This is a genomic window from Bosea sp. BIWAKO-01, assembly GCF_001748145.1.
Classification (GTDB): Bacteria; Pseudomonadota; Alphaproteobacteria; order Rhizobiales; family Beijerinckiaceae; genus Allobosea.
Window position 1 is genome coordinate 2909330 of sequence record NZ_BCQA01000001.1, and the last position, 17866, is coordinate 2927195.

Consider the following 17866-nt stretch of genomic DNA (forward strand, 5'->3'; position numbering starts at 1 on the left):
GGCGCATGGCTTACAAGATTTTCGACAAAGGCTCTTGCTTTTTTGCGCTGCACAGTCATATTGTGCACTGCGAAGGGGCGATCACCTCAAGCCTTCGTTTGCCCTCCTTGGGCGTTTCCTCCCTAGACTTGGGCCGCCACGAAAGTGCGCGGCCCTTTTTTCTGCGTCGCGCAGATGCCGTCATCGCAAGCCTCTGATAAAACAGGCTATTCCGCAGCTTCGCGCCAATCGTCGAGCCAGCCGCTCCAATGCGCGAAGCTCTCCGCCATGGCGGTGCCGATCGCCTGCTCCAACTCTGCAAAACCGGCATGCGGCTCCAGGGTCGCTTCGTTCATGTAAAGGGCGCGGTTGATCTCGATCTGCAGGGCATGCACGCCTGAGGCCGGCGCGCCGTAATGCTCGGTAATGAAGCCGCCGGCATAGGGGCGGTTGCGCGTGACGCTGAGCCCCCGCCGACGGAAGGCCTCCTCGGCGATGTCGATGATGTAGCCGGCGGCGCTGGTGCCGAAGCGGTCACCGAGAATCACATCCGACTTGGCGAGCCCGTCGCGGTCGAGCCCCGTCGACGGCATCGAATGGGCGTCGACCAGAATGCAGGTGCCGAAGGCGCCTTGCGTGCGCTGGACCAGGCTGCGCAGCCCGGCATGGTAGGGGCGATAGAGCTCGTCGATCCTGGTGAGTGCGTCCTCCACCGGAATCTTGCCGAAATAGATCTCGTGCGCATCGCCGACGATGCGCGGAATTGTGCCGAGCCCCCCGCGACCCGCAGCGAGCGGGTATTGGCGAAAGCAGGCAGGCGGCCGTCGAACATGCGCGGGTCGAGCTCATAGGGCTCGCGATTCACATCGAGAAAGGCACGCGGAAACTCGGCGACGAGCAACGGAGCACCAAGGGCGACCGTCTGTGCGAAGAGCCGGTCGACATAGGCATCTTCGGAGCGACGCAGCGAGCGCAGCGGCAATCGTGCTCGCTCCACGAAGGCGGGAGGATAGCGACGCCCGGCATGCGGCACGTCTACCACCACCGGCACGACCTGGAGCGGCGGCTGATAGAGGCTGAAGGGGCGCTCGATCTCGACGACGATGTCGGCGGCTTCAGCAGAAAAATTACCGGACGAGATGGTCATGCAGGACGACTGAAGCACACATTGCCGAGCGGATGAAGCGATCTTGAATTCGGCGCTGAATCGAACATCGCGTTCACGCCTTGTTTACCATGTTGGCGCGTTATACTGCGATAGTGTTCCAAGCGCTCCGGGCAGGCGATAACGCTTCGGCGCGTTGGCTCGGAATGCCGAATCGGGCGAGACGAAACAGAGAAGGGGTTGTCCGGGGTGGGCGGCCTCTATCGATAGGCCGAACGGGACGGACGAAGCAGGCCCATGACCAAGATACTTCTCGCTGAAGACGACAACGACATGCGCCGCTTTCTGGTCAAGGCCCTGCAGAATGCGGGCTACGACGTGGCGTCGTTCGATAACGGGCTTTCAGCTTATAATCGCCTGCGTGAAGAGCCCTTCGAACTGCTGCTGACCGACATCGTCATGCCGGAGATGGACGGCATCGAGCTGGCGCGGCGCGCCACCGAACTCGATCCCGACATCAAGGTGATGTTCATCACAGGTTTCGCTGCGGTTGCGCTCAACCCCGATTCCCAGACGCCGAAGGACGCAAAAGTGCTGTCCAAGCCCTTCCACCTGCGCGAACTCGTGAACGAGGTCGAGAAGTTGCTCGCAGCCTGAGCGCTTTTTGCAATCAAGCGTCTTGCAAGGCGCGAAATGAGCGGCTATAGCCCGCTCAACCTCGCAACAGGGACACGCCGAAAGGCCGAACCTGTTCCGACTGCCAGGGCAGATTATCGTCAAGGCATGACGGGCGCGTAGCTCAGCGGGAGAGCACTACGTTGACATCGTAGGGGTCACAGGTTCGATCCCTGTCGCGCCCACCATATTCCAAGCCCCGGAAATCGCTTCAGAAAAGCGGTTTTCGGGGTTTTTGGTTTGGCCCCGGAATCACCCGCCAAAATCCCGTTTTGCACGCAGTTTGCACGCAAGCCTGATTCGGTCGTCGCAGATGGCCTCTGGCGCATGCTGCCTTTTGCAAACGTCGTCATCATCGGGATCGGACCGGCCCACTGGAAAATCAATGATCCCGGGCTTGCCGGTGGTTCCCGGCAGCCCTAAACCATATTTGATAAATGAGCGGCGAATCGATTTTCGTCAACTCCCGGGAGCGGCTCTCATCATGCCTGCCGAAAAACGCCCGCGTCATCGGACCGACAACTGGCTGCGGGATGCGCTGCCGCACTATCGGACCTATCAGACCATCGGGCAGGGCTACCGCTCGGCGTTCTTCACGCAGCTCAGCGGTGACACGGGCCTCGCAGAAAACACGCTTCGAAGGCAGATGGCAGCGCTCGCCTATCTCGAATCCAAGCGGCTCGATCTCGAGACGCTGATCGACATCTGCCCGCCGGTGATGGCGATCGAAGCCGTGGCACGCATCGGCAAAGTCAGCGCGGCCGGCGAGCGCAAGAATCTCGATCGCCTGCTGGCCGGGCATGGCACTGTTGCCGAGTACCTTGCCGAGGCCAAGCGCTTCGAAGCCTCAGCCAGCAAACCACCCGACCTACTGCCCCGGGTCAAACTCTCGGAGATCCTGTCGCGGGATCTGTTCAGCAAGGCAGAGTTGCGCCGACCGCAGGAACCCGGCGAGGGGTCGTGGGCGGAGTTTGATTTCCAGCTCTGGTTCGTCTCAGGTCCCTATCTGACGGTCGATCAGGGACCGGGTAGAGTCGTCGATATCATCGTCGCGGACCACAAAGGCGCGCCAACCTCAGCGCGCATCGCGGAGCAAATTGAACTCACCGTCCTGCGCTCTCTCGTCACAAACGACCGAACGATTCTGTGTATCGATATGGAGTTTGGGCAGCTCGACGAGACGCTTCGGCGGATGAAACCCGAACTGCGAGAAAAGCTCTTCGTCTGGCGCTGCACGGTCGACCTTGATCTTCCTGACCGGAGCGGCAAGCGCAGTGTCTGGGCGTTGTCGCAGCCATCCGGCTGATGAACCCATCAAGCTTTCGTCAACCATGAGCAATCATACAAACCACATATGGTTTGACAAACCATATGTGGTTTAATATTGAAGGATCATGCTTCACCTCTCTCGGGTAACCCATGCCGCTACGTGACCGATATTCGACCCTGCCAGACGTGCTCACCGCAGCTGAGGTCGCCGCCGCGATGCGGGTCTCGAAGGCCACGATCACCCGGCTGGCTCGCAGCGGTGACCTGATCGCGATGCCGCTCCCCGGGCGCCTGCTCTTCCTGACCGATGAAGTCGCGCTGTTCATGAAGCGCGCTCGACACGCCCCGGCCACGTCCGACGACGCCTGCGACGACATGCCGTCGCCCTAGCGCTCGCTCGTCCAACAATCCGCTTTTCCAACCCCATTGCTGAGATCTCGGCCACGCCACGTGGCCGCAGGAGCCACTATGCCCGCCACCTTCACTCCCATCGAGGATTTCGGCGAGTACTCGCTCGTTCGTCATTCCAACAAGGTCTACTACATCGCCTGGTACGATCCGGCGCAGCGCCAGACCAAGCGCCGCAGCCTGAAAACGAAGGTGAACAGTGACGCGATGGATCGCGTCAGGCAGGTCAGCGAATCGGGCATGACCGGCGACCCCCTTGCCGCGCTGGGAGCCAAGCTCGTCCGGACCGTCGTCGACCTACTCGATGACCACCGCGACTACGTGAAGGATCTGGCCTCAGTCGAGGCCGAGACGATCCACATCAATCTGATCTGCGCATCTGCCATCGCCAACAAGCGGGTGGCGGCGTTGACCCGTCGGGATTTTGAAGCCCTGCGCGACGAGTGGGTCGCAAAGGGCGCCAAGATCAGCACGGTCAGCCGCCGGCTGTCGACGCTGAGGTCGGCCATCAAGCGCGCAGCCGACAACAAACAGCTTGCCGAAAAAGACGCGCCCAAGATTCCGGAGTTCCGAACCGCGAATCATGTTCGTGCGGCTGAGCCCAAGGGCGATCCCTGCGGCACCGAGGCGCTTGCCAGGCTGTACGATGCCACCGAGGAGCCGCATCTCCAGGTGTACTGGGCAGTGCTGTTCGCCACGGCGGGGCGCCAGACCTCGATTCTCGAGCTCGAGGGCCAGCAGATCGATCGCGAGCATTCGCTGGTCGACCTCAATCCAAAGGGCCGCGTCCAGACGGACAAGTATCGGCCCGTCCTGCCCATCCTGCAGTCGCTGCAGCCATGGCTGGATCTCATTCCCCAGGGTCTCCTCATCATGTGGCGCGACAAGCCGATTGCCAGCGTCAAGACCGGGGTCAGGCGCGCTATCGCCCGCGCCGACCTGCCCAATGACATCAACAGCTACTCGGTCCGCCACAGCCTTGGCCGCTTCATGACACGCGAGGGCATCGATCCGGGTCAGATCAGCGTCTGGCTGGGCCATGTCAGGCCGCCACAGAACAACAAGACCACGCTGATCTATTCGCCGTTCGCCCCGACCTACATGATCGATGCGAGACAGGCGGTCGAGAAGTTCGTCGGCGAGATCGCCGCTCGGGCGAAGACGCCCCTGCTGACGCCGCCGGACTCGGTCAAGACCTACCTGCAGCGCCTTATCGCTGTCGAGAAGCGCAACCGCGACGGCTGAAGCGACCGATATGTTTGCCTTCGTCCGCGCCGCCCCGATCAAGAATGCCAGCTATCTCACCGCGATGAGCCGACATGCCAGACGGCTCGATGGACGAAGCGAAATTCGCTGCGACGCGGTCGCCGGCGCAGCTCTTGTCTGGCGGCCCCCAACCGCCTCGCATTTCGACGACGCGCGCGACTATCGCTCCAACCTGCGCCTGCATTTGCATGAGCATGGCGCCCATATCCGCAAGAGTGCGGCCCTCGGACTGCATTTGTTGGTAGGTGTCACCCCGGCATGGGTTGAGGAAATGGGTTCGCTCCACGCGATGGACAATCCGCGAAACGTCGCGCTCTTCGATGAGGCACGCGCCTGGGTCGAAGCTTGGGCCGGCGCCAACTCCGTCTTCGGAGCCCGATTGGACCTCGACGAAGCCGGCGGCGCGGTTGCCGACATTTTTTGCGCTCCGCTGTTCGAGGAAGCTCACAAGAGCGGTCGAAGGCGCCTCTGCGTCAGCATTCGCAAGGCGCTCGACGGGCTCCAGGTCGCACATGACACCACAAAGTCCTATGTCGCGCTTCAAAGCTCCTGGCACGCCTGGGCCGAGCGCACCCTTGATCCTCGCCTCCGGCGGGGCGAGCCAGCACTGCAGACGAAACGCCGGCATCTGTCGGTCAAGGCATTCAAGGAGAAGATGAAAGCGCAGGATCTCGAGGCAGGAGTGGGCGAGCCTTGCGGGTTCCGTACCTGAAGGACGCTCGGTTAGTCGTCATCGGCGTGGAGCTCGATCCTCGGCCTGACATCGTGCAGTTCGAGATCCACCTGGCTAATCAGCCTACGAAACCGCGAGGTCCAGCCCTGGTCTTCTCTTGTCGCGGCCATTGTCCGGCCCTGGTGATGCGCAACCTCGTCGATCGCGACTTCGTCGGATCGACTGGGCCAAGTAGACGCCCCGCGGAGCCGTCGGTAAACCTACCCGGCCGATCGAGGCTGGTTTGGAGACGAAGGGCGCCAGAGATAGCTTGCCCCATGGCCGACAACCCGCCGCGTCGATGGCACGAGATCAAGCCTGCCGAGCTGCTCCCAAATCCGCGGACTGGTCTTCAACTCGATCGACTCCAGGGCCTCCAGTCGCTTGGATCCGCGATATCCGCGAATAGGTTGATCGGCGGATAGATTGACCTAAAGATCCGGTAGGCCTTGGTCCAGCGGACGCGAATGGCGGGTGGGGTGTCGCTCACCAACCGCCACGCTCGGAATCCGTGAAGATAATGCGTAGCCCCTAGGCGACGGTAGATACGCATCTTGCTTGACAGAAGTGATGGCAGGTCGCTTTAACCCAGCCCGCTAGATGTATTCCGTTGCGTCGCGTCGGTGCCCCTGTGCTTCAGAATTATCAAGCTCTGCGACAACTGCGGTTCGACTGCGATTGCGGTCGTGGAGAGATCCATGGCGAAGCCCTCATCGCCTGCTGCGGCTGTGGGAAAGCGCCCGGCACGCGGGGCGATTAGCGAAACCGGATAGCCGAGCAGATCAGAAATAGCCCTCGAGCATACACAAATGCCGATGCCCTCTCGGCTGACTTCACCTCAAGAGTTGCAGGTTTATGCGAGAATTGATCGTTCGCTGCCCGAGAACGGGCCTGCCGGTACCAACCGGCATGATGAGCACCGAGAAGAGCCTACGCACGATGAAGGTGCGAGGCACCATCACCGATTGCCCCGGTTGCGGCAGGACGCACGAATGGCTGTCGGAGGACGCATGGCTGATCGCTGCACCTGAGGACGATCAGCCGGACGTCGGTCCCGAAATCATTTGAAACCTGCACCTCATCGATCGTGACCGTATAGCCGAAACGTCCTCCGGCTGGTCCTCGTGAGCGTTCATCATCGTTCTCCGGATATGAAAAGTCCCCCGCCGAAACGTCTCGCGGTGCAGGTCGTATGGGGTTTCCGGGCTTTCACGATCGTCAGATCGCTGCTTATCCGGTCGGAACTCTCTTAGCAGGAACGCAAGGTATTCCGGCGCGACTATGCCTTCCCTACACTGCGTGGCAACGTTGAATTGCCAGCCGCCTGGCAGCAGGTGAGAGTGGCCGAAGCGGTCGGAGTTGTAGAAGACAACGAACCAACCGAGGTCGCATTGACCTCGGCTGCGACCTCGGTTCGCGCAAAGAGGCCTGCTGGCGAAGCGGCGCGTCGAGACCGAACGACGATGTTGATACAATTTGAATGATGTCTTCCACAGCAGGGAAACTGGGCGCAGTTAGCGTGACAGGATGACCGTCGTTCTGTTCCGACCGCGCCCCAGCCGCCGACCTCCACTTCTGACACCACAGCCGTCGATCTCATTTGCGTTGATTGTGATTGCCGCGGCGGGCCTGGTTGGGTTCTTCGCGTGGACGTTTCGCGGGGCCATCAGTGCTGCGATTTCGCCAAAGTGCCTGATCCGCGCGAACATAAGCCTGACCACTGGTGAGCGAATCTACCATTCACCCGGTCAGCGCCATTATGCAGACACAGCGATCCATTGGTGGCATGGCGAGCGGTGGTTCTGCACCGCGTCAGACGCAGAGCGCGCAGGCTGGCGCAAGTCGCGCATCTGATCGCCCAAACGATAAGACCGCGCTGGCGCGAGCCAGCGGGGTGAAGTTTCAACAGGGCGGCGTCAAACAGAGGACAGGAGCCACTCGAGGCCGGTTGCGCCGGCCAGGCGATCGGGGCGGCGAATGCCCATCGCCACGTCCGGCTCCCGACAGGTGGCCTCCGCCCCTCGCGACAGGGCCCGAGGGGCGGCACCTGCAGCGCGGCCGGGAGAGGAGCCGGCGCGCGAGCGGGAAACCGGAGCCGCCGCAGCGACCGCAGGCCGGGCGCGTGTCCTCCTGCGTAGTGGGAGAGCCGTCGCGGCGCGTCAGGTGGCCGTTGGAGCAGCGGGGCGAGGGCGTCATGCGCACGCTTCCGTAAGCATGCCGTTACGACAGATCGCCTCGCTCAATGCGCGCGCTGATGCTAGAAGGGCGCGACCGCGGCCGCTCGCGCAAGCCGCTTCGACGCAACCAAAGGGATCACACGAATGGAGTTCGCATTCCGGACGTTGGGAGACGCTTGATGGCAACAGTTGAGCCGACACCGGAACAATTGCAAGGGATGAGCCTTCAAGGCCGCCTGTTGATCCTTGAGCAAATTCTGATGGATTTGTTGGCGCTGAGCGAGTACCGGCCGTCCATCCTTGAAAGGACCTCCGACTATCTTGAGATCATGCGGCGAGACATCGTAAGCAAGGAGCCGGACAATCGTTACATCAACGAGATGCTGAACAGTGCGCGCGGCTGCCTCGATCGCATTGCGAGGGCATCCGAATAGATCGCAGCTTGAACGGCAATGAGGCGGCGAGACGTCTTTGACTTGGCGATGATATCCGCGCGCTCTCAATCGAAGGCAGCACCGTCGGCGCGGCTGAAGTCGTCATCCGTGAATTGTTGCGCGAACGCCTCCATCAAGCTGGAGAACTCCAAGACAATCGCCACGGCCGCGGCATAATGCTTTGCCGCAACGGGCGCGGCGCCGTATCGCACGACCTGCGATGGCCTGCTGTTCGATTTCGCCAACGCCGAAATCGATGCGCATTTCGAAAAGGCCGAGGAGCTCGCCCGCCGCAATGGCAAGGCTCGTGTCTATGAGGCTGAACTCGTCGACGACGTGTTGGACAACAGCCGGTTGTGCCATCTCGACCACCTCGCGCTGCGTGCCGCTCGTGGACGACGTTTCCACTCGTCTCGGACGCAAGTCGCGTGAGGTCTCGGGCGATGCGGGCTTCGCCACTGAGGCGAACCTTACGGCCATGGAGGAGCGCCGGATCAAACCCTATCTGCCGCCGGGCCGGGCGCGCCATGGCGAGCAGGACGACGGAGGCTGACGAAGACGCCCATGATGAGCGAAATGGCCGAGACCCTCCGACGCACCGGACGGCGCAGTCGATATCGCCTGCGCCAACAGGTGGTCGAGCCGGTGCTTGAACAGATCAAGCAGGCAAGAGGCTTTCGCCAGTCCTGTTGCGAAGTTTCGATCACGTCCGGGCCGAATGCACTGCCCACAATCTCCTCACAAAGGCGGGCAACTGAGCCTAAGCTGGTCTCAAGCCATCCCAACCGCTACGCCGAAAATACCCTCGCTTCTTCATGGATGGCGTCAGGCGGTCGATGCCCCGGACAGCTTCCAGCGCATGGTCGACCACCGATAGCGCACTGGATATCGGCGTCTGTCATGCTAGTGCACCACGGTCAGGTTGAGAGGGCTGTGGCATCCTTCGACCGGGAGGGGCACAATGAAGGCGATTGTTCTGCTGCCGGTGATCGCCGCGGCAGTATGGGGCTGCAAGGATGGCTCACCGGGTAGTGCGATCCCGGGCGTCGCCTCCTCAAACGATTACAAGCTTCATGGACCGCTGTTTGAGATAGCCGCCCAAACCCTTGTGGCTGAAAGGCGCTGCAGTCCACATGATTTCAAGGAGTTCGGCGGCTTCTGGCGATCGAATGCAGCGGATCGGCCGGACCAATACTTCATTTACTGCGATGGCCGGACGGCGCGGCACCGCATCTATATTCGCGTCGGCGGCGACAAAGTTGAGGTGCTCAACTAACAGAACAGCTGTCCTCGGTTTGCCGCGGATGACATTCTGGTTGGGCCGATCGCCAAAGCAACTGCGCGAGTGGATCGTGTTGCCGCGGATGAACCGGACGGGCATCGGCGCCTATGATCCGGAGAGAGCCGAATAACTCGAGACGCTGATTTCGTTCCGCTGTCCACTCCAGCATCCTCCACAAACCGAGTGCGAACAACAAAGCTGCAGCCAGTGCCATTCTGGCGAAGTGGCCGTGCTAGCTAAGCTTGGTGTGTCGTTTGTGCCGCGCCCCTGCAAGTTTAGTTCACCGCGTCCGCTGTTCGACAAGGACAGGCATCATCGGGGGAGGTACGCCCATGCAGATCGAACCGGCACCGGAGCCAACCAGCTCGATCGTGCCCAATCCGATGCTCCTGGTCTTCTCAGACCGGGATCTGGACGAGATCGATGTTGTGTGCCGTATCGCCACGGATCACCGCAGCGATCCGACGTTCACGCCAGATCGTGGGTGGTTCCACACTTTCATGAAGAGTCGAAAAGGCGGTGCGACTCCGTCGTGACTGGCACGGTTTGGCAGACATGCTGCAGGCTAGGAAAGTGGCCAGGTCGATGCGCATGTCGTACTTGGTGTCCCGGCCGCAGCACGGCGTTATGACCGCCTCGATTTCCACGCCGGTGCCACCACTCTGATTAAGGTGGTGGCCCGCCACGCCCAATGGGATCAGTCTATCCAGTGGTGGCGGATTTTACTCCGACCGCGCCAGCATCACCGCCGGCACTTCACTGCGTGTTTTGTCACCGCCCTACATACCGGAAGCCGCGGCTTTGATGCCCACTATTTCAAATGCGCCTGTAAATGTCTTCGATGCGGACGATATCGTCCTCTCCGAGATAGGAGCCGACCTGCACTTCGATGAGCTCGAGTGGGATCTTGCCCGGGTTGCCCATCCGGTGGACGCACCCGATGGGCAGGTAGATTGACTCGTTCTCATGCACGACGATCGCCTCGTCATTGCGGGTGACCTCGGCGGTGCCGCGCACCACGACCCAATGCTCGGCCCGGTGATAATGCTTCTGCAGCGAGAGGACGCCACCGGGCTTAACGGTTATGCGCTTGACCTGATGGCGGGCGCCCATATCGATCGACAGGTATTTTCCCCAGGGGCGTTGGATTTCGCGATGGGCGCCGGCTTCCGCTTCCCCGTTGGACGTGATCAGCGCGACCATGTCCTTCACCTTGTCCGCCTTGGTTTTAGGTGTCACGAGTACTGCGTCGCGCGTTGCGATCACCGCGACGTCGTCGAGCCCGATCACGGCAACCAACGCCGCGTCGGAACGGACGAGGTTGTTGACGCCGTCCAGCACATAACCGCGTCCGTCGATGACATTCCCGGTCGCATCCTTCTCTGAGAGATCCCAGACCGCGGACCAGCCGCCGACATCGGACCAACCGAAGCTGCCTGCGACGACCGCCGCCTTCTGGGTCCGCTCCATCACGGCATAGTCGATCGAGATTTTCTTCGCTTGACCGAAGCTGGCGGCGTCGAGCAGCAGGAAGTCGAGATCCGGTTTCGCTTGCGCTACGGCCTCGGCAACCGGTTCGAGCACGTCCGGGTCGAAGGCTTCGAGTTCAGAGCGCATCGTCGCAGCGTCGAAGATGAAGTTGCCGGAGTTCCAGAGATAGCCGTCGAGGAGGCATTGCGCGGCGTGGTGGGCGTCGGGCTTCTCGACGAAGGCGGCGACCTGGCGCGCGCCGTCGCCGATCTCCTCGCCCGGCCGGATATAGCCGTAACCAGTCGCGGGATGGGTCGGTGGGATGCCAATGGTGACGATCCGGCCCTGCGCCGCGACCACAGCGGCCTTGCGGCAGGTCTCGACGAAAAGCTTGCCGTCCTGAACGACATGATCGGCGGCGAAAATACCGACGACGGCCTTCTCGTCTCGGGCAAGTGCGAGTTCGGTGGCGGCCGCGACGGCCGCTGCCGAATCCCGGCGCATCGGCTCGAGCACGATCTGCGCGAAGATGCCGATCGCCAGGAGCTGCTCCTGGACCGTGAAGCGATATTCCGCATTGGTGATCACGATCGCCGGCGCGAACACAGATGCATCTGACACGAGCCGCATCGCGCGCTGGAAGGTCGATTCTTGCCCGAGCAACGGAATGAATTGCTTCGGCATCGTATCGCGCGACACCGGCCACAGCCGCGTCCCGGCGCCGCCGCACATCACAACCGGGGTTATTTTCGATGACATTGGTCTGTAGCCTACAGGTCGCTAGTTCCACCTTTCACAGCAGGCATTTTTGAGAACATTTGTCGAGGACAGGATCGTAAATTCTAGAAAGCGTTGTTTCGATGTTGCGTTATGGCCACTACTTGGAAAGTTGATGCTCTGAATCGAGAGGGCTTGGACAGGTTCCGATTTTAGAGTTTACGCTTATGCCTCAGCATTGATGAAGGAGTTCAGCTGGCGTTTAACGTACGCGTTCGTAGACGGCCTTGATGCGCTCTGCGTGACGTTCCGGAGAAAACAACGCGGCTTGCTCTCTCCCACGGCGCGCCAGTTCGGTGCACAGCGCGTCGTCGGAATCGACCGCTCGGATCGCATCGCGAATCGCGTCCGGTCGATAAGGATCGACGAGAATGGCGGCGTCGCCTGCAACTTCCGGAAGCGAGCTCGTGTTCGACGTGATGGTAGGCGTGCCGAGTAGCATGGCTTCGAGCACGGGCAAACCAAACCCCTCGTAAAGCGAGGGGAAGAGCACGGCTCTCGCGCCGCGTATGAGCGCATAGAGCGTGTCCATCGGCACGTAAGGCAGGCGTCTGACACGGCGGTCCGATTTAATCCGCGCTCCGTCGAAGCGCCAACCCGCGAAACGCTCGTCGTTTAAGGTCTCAAGGTCGCGGTCGTATTGCCATCCCAGGCCGCCGACGAGCACCAGGGGACGTTTGCTGCCGCTGGCCGAATAGGCGTCCACCATCCGCGAGATGTTCTTCTTGGGTTCGATCGCGCCGAGAAAGAGGTAGTAGTCTTTGAAGCCGAGGTCGTATTGCAACTCGACGGCGCGGGCGACATCCTCGTCTGAGCGCTCCAGGATTGCTTGCTTGACCGACACGGATTGCCACGTGTTCGTGATGCGACCCTCCTCCACACCGAAGATGTCCATGACATCGCGTTTGGTGAACTCAGAGACAGTGACGATGTGATCGGCGCTCCTGAGCAGCTCCTTCATGACACGGTAGAAATACCGTTTGTTGTCGAGGGTCGAATGCGGCAGGCGCAGCGGAACGATATCGTGGATCGTATAGATGTTCGGGGTTTTCGGCAGCGCGAGCGGGATCGGCCGGGTCGCGTGGAAGATGTCGTAGCGCCCGCGATGAGCGATCGTCATCCGGCGTCCGTAGCGGTTGAAATGCAGGAAGGCACGCTCCTCGAGCCGTTCGACGGCGTGGGCCGGATAATCCGTGCCGGAGAGAAGGCCGGAAGCGGGATCGATCACGATACGATGCCCGGGCATCGGCACGGTCCCAGCACCGCCCGGCACGCCGATAGCCCAATCGCGCGCGCGCGCTGCCGCCCGGAACGGCGCGAAGCCCTGCTGCTGGTTGGCGTCGTGCAGTCCGATCTCTGCCAGCAGCGGATCGCGCCGGTTGATCTTGCGGTCGACGCCCATGAGCAGTTCGACCGAACAGCCCGCCTGCTCCGCCGCCTTGCCAAGATTGCGGCTATAGGTCGCGATGCCTGTGCCGCGCTTCAACGTCAGCGAATGCGCTTCGAGGAGAATTTTGGTCGGCACGGGGGATCCTCTCAGAGCTTCAGTCCGGACCCGGCGAAGCAGAGCAGTCGATCTTCCCGCGTTCGCTCGGTGAGAATTTCCTGCTGACCGATGAGACGATAGGCTCCCTCGAAATCGATCTCGCCGATCTGCCCGTAGACCGAGACGAGGCGATCGAGGATCGAGGCCGGATCGCCATATCGGCTCGCATTGAATTCGAGCAGGATCGTGGGTCGATGGCGCTCAATCGTCGCGGTCATTCCTCGCAGAACCTCGGGCTCGGCGCCTTCGACGTCGATCTTGACGAAGTCGACCCGGTCGAGCGACCCGGCGAGATCGTCGATCGACGCGGTCGGCACCGACGTATTCAGTTCGGAGGGGCGGTCGTTGGCGCTGAAGGCGATGGTCGCGTTCTTGGGTTCGCCGAGGGGGACAAACAACTCCACCTGATCGCCCGATCGGGCGGTCGCAGCGGCCGAGACAAGGGATACTGTGCCGTCATATCCGTTCAAACTTACGGTCTCGGCGAGCAGCGCAAAGGTCTGGGGGTTGGGCTCGATTGCGACGATCCGGCCGGCCGGGCCAACGCGATTTGCAAACAGCAGCGTATAATAGCCCAGATTGGCCCCGACATCGAAGGCGATCATGCCAGGCTGCAGGAATCTCGCGCAGAAGACCGTCAGCCAGCTCTCCCAGTAGCCGTCGAGCATGACGTGACGTGAGAACCCGCGGTCGCTGGCCCGCAGGAGCATCTTGGGCCCGCCAAGCACACGCGCAAGGACGAGCCCGTCGCCGAGATAGGCGGTCTGGACGCGTGCCTGGATTTCCCCCTCAACCTGCTGGCGGCTCATGGCACCGAGATCGGCGGCACTCAGATAATGCAACGCGGGCAAGGCTGTCTCCACTTTCGAAGCATGCGACACTTGGCACCCGCGTAGCAGGCAGGCCATGACGACCTGACGATGCATCGAAGTCCGCCAAGCCGAGGCCATGCATAATGAAATTTTGCGCGACGGGAAGTCTATTGGGCCACATCTTGCCCGGGGCAATCAGGTCTCTGCCAGATAGGTTAGCTCGACACTCGCGAGCGCGACATGGCCTTCGATGGCGCCCTGTTCGTTCATCGTCCTGACTTCAATCGGTTCATGAGGATCAGTGACCACCACCTCGCAGTTAACCGCGAAGATGCCGCTACGCTCAGCCAGGATTCGTACCTCGCCGAGGAGTGTGGCGCTCGCAATCTGGATGTTCAGGGGCAGGCCGCGAATATCGTGTGAGAAGCCGAAGGAAATGCGCATCTTCCAGCGACCACGCGGCAGATGGAAATACGGTCCATAGAAGATGATTCTGGCGCGGCCCGTCACTTCCAGGATGGTCGGGGCCGTGGTTCCGGGGCTGTCGCCGAGTAGGAAGGCGCGCCCGGGCCAGGTCAATGTCCCCGGCGCACCGTCTTCTACATATTTGTAGAGTCCCCCCAGCACGCATTCGGCAAGCTGCTCTTCGTCTGCCGTGAGCTCAGGGAAATTCTGCGCTGCCTCCCACTCCAGCACTGCATCCTGCAGTCGCTTGTCGGGCCCACCAAAAGGTGCGCAGGCAGTCTGAAGTCGTGACTGTGCGACATCTCCGGCGGCCAGTGCGAGCATGTCGAGCAGGCGCATGCCGTCTCCACGGCGGATCAGGCGCGCTCCAGGAACGCTGCTGCACGCGCCAGCGAGCGAAAGGCTGGCCGACATGGCCCTGACGGCTTCGAGGGTGGAAACGGGCCCGCCAGCGCAAACGAACGCTGTCGACGGCAGGGTGTCGTCCAAGAGGATGATAGGGGTCAGATTCCGTCTGCTACAAAATGTGGCCAGTGCGGGCGGCGGGAAAGCCGACAGTATCAGGCGTGCTCCGCCGGATCGATCCGAATCGTCAATGCGGTCGAGGCGGTCGAGGCGCAGTACGGGAAGTGAAGGGTAAACCGATCGAAGCGCCTGTTCGAGGAATTGAAAGCTCCAGGCGGAGAGCGGGGAGGGCGGGGCGACGACAACGATATCATTCATCTGGGATGCTTTAACACGGCATTGGTGTTTGGAGCGAAGGTCAACGGATCGTATGTTTCCAATATCTTAGGATTGTAGCGGCAGGATACATCTAGGACGGCGATCTGCTTTCCTTCGCCGTTGTGTTGCGCCATCACAACAATTCACTCGGATCGTTCGGGGAGGCGTAGTTGCACGGCTGACCTCGTGCTAGAAGCCGTGGCGCTAGGATACAGGGAAGCATGCGTAAACTTGTGATCGTCGCTGCCGGATTGACTGTCCTGACCGGTTGCAGTGCACTTCCCACATCGGGCCCGAGCGCGGAAGACGTGGTCGTACAGGCGACGGCCGCCGAGCAGCAGCGGTACGAGCTTCTCGATATCACTCCGGAGGTGGTCGCAATCCTTGCAAAAAGGGTCCCCGACAGCTTCCTTGCGAGTTTCGGCAATCGTCAGCCGCCTGTCGAATCCGTAGTCGGGGTGGGTGACATCGTCACCATGACGGTGTGGGAAGCGTCTGCCGGAGGCCTGTTTTCCGCGCCCATGGTGACGGACCGCTTTGCCACCGGCTCCAAAAGTGCGGTCATCCCCGAGCAGGCCGTTGGCCGCGACGGATCGATCTCGGTGCCCTATGGTGGGCGGGTTCGCGTGGCCGGGCTGGCCGTCGACGAGGCCCAGAAGCGTATCGTCGCGAGCCTCGAGGGCAAGGCAATCCAGCCGCAGGTCCAACTGACCATTGTCCGACCGATCAGTAGCGCCGTGACGGTGGCTGGCGAGGTCGCTGCGGGGGCCCGCGTCCCGTTGTCGACGAGGGGCGATCGTCTGATGGATGTGATCGCCGGTGCGGGCGGAGTGCGCATTCCGGTCAACGAAGCGGCAGTCCAGGTGACACGTGGTCCGCGCTCGGCGCGGGTCGCCATGTCGCGGATCGTGTCCGATCCGCGTGAGAATATCTTCGTTCGCCCGGGCGATCTCGTGACCGTGGTGAAGGAGCCGCAGACCTTCATCGCCTATGGCGCCACTGGACGAAACGCCGAGATCCCCTTCGAATCGGATTCAGTCAAGCTCACGCAGGCCCTGGCGAAGGCGGGCGGCCTGCTCGACAACCGATCCGATCCGTCGGGCGTTTTCGTCTTGCGTTATGAGCCGCAGTCCGTCGCCAGGCTTCTCGTTCCGGGCAGCGCACTCCTCCAGGGAGGCGGCAGCGTTCCGATCGTCTACCGTCTGAATTTGCGCGATACCGGCAGCCTCTTCTTGGCCGAGCGCTTCCCGATCCATGCCCGCGATCTGCTCTATGTCTCGAATGCCCAGCTCAGCGATTTGCAGAAGGCCCTTCAGCTCTTCTATATGGTTGTGGGCCCGGTCGTGAGCGGAGCGTCCATCTACGCCATCGCGAAGTGAGGGAGCCGGGAGGTCGGCCTGCCGGGGCGGCCTCCTCGCGGCTCAGCGCTGCAGGTCTCCGAGGGAAAAGTCCTTCAGCCGCGCGGCTTCTTCCGCCACGATCGAGACAGTTTCGTCGATCTGGCCGTCCTCGTGCGTCGCATTGATGAAAAAGCGCAATCTGGCGGCCTTGTCGGGAACGCCGGGAGGGAGAACGGGAAAGGCATTGATGCCTCGCGCCAGCAGGCGCTCGGCGAGAACCAGGGTCGGAACCGTGTCGCCGATCATGATCGGCACGATGCCGATCCCCCAACTGCCGCCGACGTCCAGTCCTGCCGTCGCAACTGCCCGGTGGAAGCGCCGTGACTGTCGCTGGACGCGCGCAACGCGCTCCGGCTCGCGCGCCATGAGTTCAAGTGCCATCGTCGCCGCCACAGCGCCGGTAGCTGGCATGCCAACGCTGTAGACGAAGCCCGGCGCGTAAGACTTCAGTATGTCCACGGCTGCCGCGCTGCCTGCGATGTAGCCGCCGCAACTCACCAGAGATTTTGACAGCGTGCCGAGCCAGAAATCGACCCCGGCCGGATTGATCCGCTGATGCTCGAAGATGCCGCGTCCGCTGTCTCCGAGAACGCCGAGGCCATGGGCGTCGTCGATCATCAGCCACGCCGAAAAGCGTTCCTTAATCGTGAGCAGGCGCGCAAGATCCGGGCCGTCCCCGTCCATCGAGAACAGGCCTTCGCTCACGATCAGTACCCGCTCGAAGCGCTCGCGATCCGCAGTGAGCAGCGCCTCGAGTGCGTCGAAATCATTGTGAGGGAAGAGCCGGCGCGTGCTGCCGGCAAGCTGAGCACCGACGACGACGCAATTGTGGATGACCGCGTCGTGAACGATGAGATCTTTTGGCCCCATCAGCGTTGCCAAGGTAGAGACGGCCGCCGCATGGCCCGACACGAAAGCGATGCAGTCTTCGGCAGCGTAGTTCCTGGCGAGCGCCATTTCGAGGTCACGGTGGACCTGACGTTCCCCCGCGCTGATGCGGCTCGCGGAAACCGAAGTTCCAAACTCTCTCGCCGCGTCCGAAACGGCTTGGACGATCCGCGGATCAGCGTTCAGGCCGAGATAGTCGTAGGACGCGTAGTTGATGACTTCGCGCCCCTCGATGATCGAGACATTGGTGGCACGCACGTCGTGCCGCCGGTAGTAGGGATTCGACAGCCCGGCGACCTCCGCGAAATTCCGCTGAAACTCGATCTGCCGATAGAGCGGATGGCTCGCAAGACTCAGATCGCGACGGGTCTTCGCTGCGGGGACAAGCGCTGGCGCGGAGGGGGCGCTGGTCTCGCGCATCTGCGCGAGAAGTGTGGAGAGCGCACCATCCGTCAGCCCTGCGGCATTATCACTCATC

General features: G+C 61.9%; 17 protein-coding genes, 1 tRNA gene and 2 pseudogenes. 13 read left to right on the forward strand and 7 right to left on the reverse strand.

From position 1 onward, the window contains the following. Nucleotides 1-206: 206 nt before the first annotated feature. Nucleotides 207-1126: pseudogene (locus tag BIWAKO_RS13490) on the reverse strand (N-formylglutamate amidohydrolase). Nucleotides 1127-1381: 255 nt separating this feature from the next. Here BIWAKO_RS13490 and cpdR point away from each other — a divergent pair. The 9 genes from cpdR to BIWAKO_RS13530 all read left to right on the forward strand — a co-directional run bounded on the left by cpdR (nucleotide 1382) and on the right by BIWAKO_RS13530 (nucleotide 8025). Beyond that, on the forward strand, nucleotides 1382-1741 hold the full coding sequence (gene cpdR / locus BIWAKO_RS13495) for a cell cycle two-component system response regulator CpdR (RefSeq protein ID WP_038363805.1): 360 nt from the start codon (nucleotides 1382-1384) through the stop codon (nucleotides 1739-1741). A gap of 131 nt (nucleotides 1742-1872) precedes the next feature. Then, nucleotides 1873-1947, forward strand: a tRNA-Val gene (locus BIWAKO_RS13500). 197 nt (nucleotides 1948-2144) lie between these two features. After that, nucleotides 2145-3065 carry a hypothetical protein gene (locus BIWAKO_RS13510; protein ID WP_141740064.1) on the forward strand — a complete coding sequence of 307 codons (921 nt, stop codon included), beginning with the start codon at nucleotides 2145-2147 and terminating at the stop codon, nucleotides 3063-3065. Nucleotides 3066-3178: 113 nt separating this feature from the next. Next, the gene (locus BIWAKO_RS13515) at nucleotides 3179-3418 is read left to right on the forward strand and encodes a helix-turn-helix domain-containing protein (RefSeq protein WP_069879105.1); all 240 of its coding nucleotides are present in this window, start codon (nucleotides 3179-3181) and stop codon (nucleotides 3416-3418) included. Between the two features lie 78 nt (nucleotides 3419-3496). Continuing rightward, nucleotides 3497-4681: a tyrosine-type recombinase/integrase gene (locus tag BIWAKO_RS13520; RefSeq protein WP_069879106.1), complete on the forward strand. Its 1185-nt coding sequence runs from the start codon at nucleotides 3497-3499 to the stop codon at nucleotides 4679-4681. 10 nt (nucleotides 4682-4691) lie between these two features. Next, a complete protein-coding gene (locus BIWAKO_RS13525; RefSeq protein ID WP_069879107.1) occupies nucleotides 4692-5414 on the forward strand; it encodes a hypothetical protein in 723 nt (240 codons plus the stop codon). Nucleotides 5415-6269: 855 nt separating this feature from the next. Beyond that, complete coding sequence (locus tag BIWAKO_RS35320; RefSeq protein ID WP_141740065.1) at nucleotides 6270-6482, forward strand: hypothetical protein; 213 nt, start codon at nucleotides 6270-6272, stop codon at nucleotides 6480-6482. A gap of 459 nt (nucleotides 6483-6941) precedes the next feature. After that, nucleotides 6942-7268, forward strand: a complete 327-nt coding sequence (locus BIWAKO_RS37555; protein WP_465247372.1) for a sunset domain-containing protein — start codon at nucleotides 6942-6944, stop codon at nucleotides 7266-7268. A 502-nt stretch (nucleotides 7269-7770) separates the two neighbouring features. Beyond that, the gene (locus BIWAKO_RS13530) at nucleotides 7771-8025 is read left to right on the forward strand and encodes a hypothetical protein (protein WP_141740066.1); all 255 of its coding nucleotides are present in this window, start codon (nucleotides 7771-7773) and stop codon (nucleotides 8023-8025) included. 102 nt (nucleotides 8026-8127) lie between these two features. Here the strand turns inward: BIWAKO_RS13530 and BIWAKO_RS35940 are convergent, their stop codons facing one another. Next, entirely contained in the window at nucleotides 8128-8388 is a 261-nt protein-coding gene (locus BIWAKO_RS35940; protein WP_176733227.1) for a hypothetical protein, read from the reverse strand. Nucleotides 8389-8407: 19 nt separating this feature from the next. On the opposite strand from BIWAKO_RS35940, the pseudogene BIWAKO_RS34800 reads away from it, so the two are divergent. The 3 genes and pseudogenes from BIWAKO_RS34800 to BIWAKO_RS13545 all read left to right on the forward strand — a co-directional run. Beyond that, a pseudogene (locus BIWAKO_RS34800) lies at nucleotides 8408-8783 on the forward strand (transposase); the annotation flags it as partial. A 203-nt stretch (nucleotides 8784-8986) separates the two neighbouring features. Continuing rightward, nucleotides 8987-9301 carry a hypothetical protein gene (locus BIWAKO_RS13540; RefSeq protein ID WP_069879110.1) on the forward strand — a complete coding sequence of 105 codons (315 nt, stop codon included), beginning with the start codon at nucleotides 8987-8989 and terminating at the stop codon, nucleotides 9299-9301. A 338-nt stretch (nucleotides 9302-9639) separates the two neighbouring features. After that, nucleotides 9640-9843 carry a hypothetical protein gene (locus tag BIWAKO_RS13545; protein ID WP_069879111.1) on the forward strand — a complete coding sequence of 68 codons (204 nt, stop codon included), beginning with the start codon at nucleotides 9640-9642 and terminating at the stop codon, nucleotides 9841-9843. Between the two features lie 280 nt (nucleotides 9844-10123). Here BIWAKO_RS13545 and BIWAKO_RS13550 read toward each other — a convergent pair whose 3' ends face one another. The 4 genes from BIWAKO_RS13550 to BIWAKO_RS13565 form a co-directional block, all read right to left on the reverse strand. Further along, nucleotides 10124-11536: a mannose-1-phosphate guanylyltransferase/mannose-6-phosphate isomerase gene (locus tag BIWAKO_RS13550; RefSeq protein WP_069879112.1), complete on the reverse strand. Its 1413-nt coding sequence runs from the start codon at nucleotides 11534-11536 to the stop codon at nucleotides 10124-10126. A 220-nt stretch (nucleotides 11537-11756) separates the two neighbouring features. Continuing rightward, nucleotides 11757-13079 (reverse strand): glycosyltransferase family 4 protein, encoded by a 1323-nt coding sequence (locus BIWAKO_RS13555; protein WP_084651351.1) that lies wholly within the window; start codon nucleotides 13077-13079, stop codon nucleotides 11757-11759. An 11-nt stretch (nucleotides 13080-13090) separates the two neighbouring features. Beyond that, the gene (locus BIWAKO_RS13560) at nucleotides 13091-13951 is read right to left on the reverse strand and encodes an FkbM family methyltransferase (protein ID WP_176733313.1); all 861 of its coding nucleotides are present in this window, start codon (nucleotides 13949-13951) and stop codon (nucleotides 13091-13093) included. A 156-nt stretch (nucleotides 13952-14107) separates the two neighbouring features. Beyond that, entirely contained in the window at nucleotides 14108-15100 is a 993-nt protein-coding gene (locus BIWAKO_RS13565; protein ID WP_069879114.1) for a hypothetical protein, read from the reverse strand. 221 nt (nucleotides 15101-15321) lie between these two features. Between BIWAKO_RS13565 and BIWAKO_RS13570 the strand changes: the two genes are divergently transcribed. Then, entirely contained in the window at nucleotides 15322-16479 is a 1158-nt protein-coding gene (locus tag BIWAKO_RS13570; RefSeq protein WP_069879115.1) for a polysaccharide biosynthesis/export family protein, read from the forward strand. 42 nt (nucleotides 16480-16521) lie between these two features. Here BIWAKO_RS13570 and BIWAKO_RS13575 read toward each other — a convergent pair whose 3' ends face one another. Then, nucleotides 16522-17865, reverse strand: coding sequence for an aminotransferase class I/II-fold pyridoxal phosphate-dependent enzyme (locus BIWAKO_RS13575; RefSeq protein WP_069879116.1), 1344 nt, complete (start codon nucleotides 17863-17865; stop codon nucleotides 16522-16524). Nucleotide 17866: the final 1 nt, after the last annotated feature.